Origin of the sequence: Bacillus sp. NPDC060175, from assembly GCF_042728695.1 — a bacterium.
Taxonomy (GTDB): Bacteria; Bacillota; Bacilli; order Bacillales; family Bacillaceae_G; genus Bacillus_A.
Map to the genome: position 1 here is coordinate 14,056 of NZ_JBHWYR010000092.1, position 1,039 is coordinate 15,094.

Sequence of the window (1,039 nt, forward strand, 5' to 3'; positions counted from 1 at the left end):
TTGCTTGAATATTTTCTATTAACATGCTGTATTCATTTACCTTTTTAAAATAACAATCTAATCCTTTCATCAGCAACCTTTTATTTGTTAAAACGATATAATAGTAAAAAGTTGCACCTACAGTATAAATATTCGGTATTACTTTTGTATTTACCATGCATCCCTCTTCTACTAACAGTTCATTCTCGATTTCTTCATCTTCTTGTAACTCTTCGCGAATTGATTCTTCAAGCATTTGTAAAGTTAATTTTTTTAGCAGTTCACCATTTCTCACATAATACTTATCTATATTTATAGAAACTTCCGCTTCTTGCTCTAAACGTTTAATTTCTTCATCTGAATATTGGAGTTCGTTTAACATCGATAATAGTCTTTTATCCATATTACACACTCCCCTTCCACAGTTTTTGAAGTTTTTTCTTCCCTCGAGAAATTCGGTTGTATATATAATCCGCTGTTACTTTTAATTCTTTTGCAATATCGTCAATGGAATATCCATCAATATACCTCTTTAAAAAGATATATCGATCCTTTTTATTTAAATCTTGCACTATTTCCATAATCTCTTCTTCTTGTTCTATTTCATACCTATCATGGATACCTGTATCTATTTCTACGTCTTTATCCATTTTGTTCTCTCTATATACTTTCTTTTTATATTCCAATGCCTTTAATTTAGTAATACCAATCATCCAAGATTTTAAGTTTCCCTTTTCTATATCAAATTGGTCGATATGAAACCAAATGACAGTAAATACATCGTTATAACAATCATCTACATATTGTTTCTCAATAGGGGTACTTAATGATTTATGAATAATGTATGAAATTAATTTTCCATATTGATCAATCACTTCTTTCAAAGCATCTTGATCGCGTTTTTTCATAGCTATAATTAAATCCTCTTCAGAATTGAAAATCATAAACATCATCCTTCCTCAGTTCCCCTTTAGCAGCTGCTTTTACTTACTATTGGCATTTCATTCTCATTTTCTATCACTTTTGTAAAAATTTATTAATTTTTATTTTCATTTTATAT

Annotated in this window: 1 protein-coding gene and 1 pseudogene; both read right to left on the reverse strand. The window is 28.6% G+C overall.

What is annotated here, in order from left to right; translation table 11 throughout:
- Positions 1-382, reverse strand: a pseudogene (locus ACFWDE_RS26905) (flagellar motor switch protein FliG); the annotation flags it as partial.
- Between the two features lies 1 nt (position 383).
- Entirely contained in the window at positions 384-929 is a 546-nt protein-coding gene (locus ACFWDE_RS26910; protein ID WP_377895927.1) for a sigma-70 family RNA polymerase sigma factor, read from the reverse strand.
- Positions 930-1,039: the final 110 nt, after the last annotated feature.

Excerpts from the sequence above, each read along its gene's own strand:
- ACFWDE_RS26910 (WP_377895927.1), bottom strand. The coding sequence starts at position 929 with ATGTTTATGATTTTCAATTCTGAAGAGGATTTAATTATAGCTATGAAA.